Annotated in this window: 1 protein-coding gene and 1 pseudogene; both read right to left on the bottom strand. The window is 69.7% G+C overall.

The genetic code is table 11. From position 1 onward, the window contains the following. Positions 1–453 (bottom strand): nicotinate-nicotinamide nucleotide adenylyltransferase (locus tag FVW27_RS16855; protein ID WP_167127370.1); only part of this gene is annotated, 453 nt, incomplete at its 3' end. A 147-nt stretch (positions 454–600) separates the two neighbouring features. After that, positions 601–1,025: pseudogene (locus tag FVW27_RS16860) on the bottom strand (glutamate-5-semialdehyde dehydrogenase); the annotation flags it as partial.

The following is a 1,025-nucleotide window of genomic DNA, read 5'->3' on the forward strand; positions in this document are numbered from 1 at the left end:
GTCGGGCCAGTGGGCGGCCAGTGCGGCGCGGAAGGCTTCCGGCCCGCTGCCCGCGCGGGGCACCACCACGAAGTCGGCGATGCGCGGCAACTCCACCCCCCGGTGCCAGTGGGGCAGCATCTCGAAGTCCTCGCCGCCCAGGATGAAGAACGGCGTGGCATCCGGTTCTGCGGCGCGGTAGGCGTGCAGGGTGTCCCAGGTGTACGAGGGGCCGCTGCGTCCGCCTTCCAGGGCGTTCACCGCAAGCCCGGCAAAGGGGCGCACGGCGGCGTGCAGCAGTGACAGGCGCAACCCGAAAGGCAGCAGGTCGTGGGCTTCCTTGTGGGGGGGCACGGCGCAGGGCACGAGGTCGATGCGGTCGGGCCGCAGCGCCTCGGCCACTTCGATGGCCAGGCGCAGATGCCCCGCATGCACCGGGTTGAAGCTGCCGCCAAGTATGCCGATGCGCTGCATGAACCTTTCGCCGTCCCCTTGGTCACTTCCGGTTTCGTGATGCGTTTCGTGCAGCAAGTGCTGGCGGACCACGCAGGCAATGCCAGCGCGGCGGTACCCGGCGGGCCGCCGCGCCAGTCCGATGTTTCGGCTATTCTTCTACGCCCGTTATTCCCGGACCTGGCCCGCGCCGAACACCACGAACTTGGTGGTGGTCAGTTCCTGCACGCCCATGGGGCCATAGGAATGCAGCTTGGACGTGCTGATGCCGATTTCGGCGCCAAGGCCCAGTTGCCCGCCGTCGTTGAAGCGGGTGGAGGCGTTCACCGCCACCATGGAGGCGTCGGCCTCGCGCAGGAAGCGCATGGCCCGCGCGTGGTCGCGGGTGCAGATGATTTCTGTATGGTTGGAGCCGTGCGCGGCGATGTGGGCCAGCGCCTCGTCCATGTCGTCCACCACGCGCACGGCCAGGATCAGGTCGTGGAATTCCATGCCGTAGTCTTCCGGGGCGGCAGCGGTGGCGGCGTCGCCCAGCAGGGGCAGCGAGGCCGGGCACGCGCGGAAGGTCACCCCGGCAGGCGCCAGCCGGGCAG

The sequence above is a fragment of the Nitratidesulfovibrio liaohensis genome, from assembly GCF_011682075.1.
Lineage (GTDB): Bacteria > Desulfobacterota > Desulfovibrionia > Desulfovibrionales > Desulfovibrionaceae > Cupidesulfovibrio > Cupidesulfovibrio liaohensis.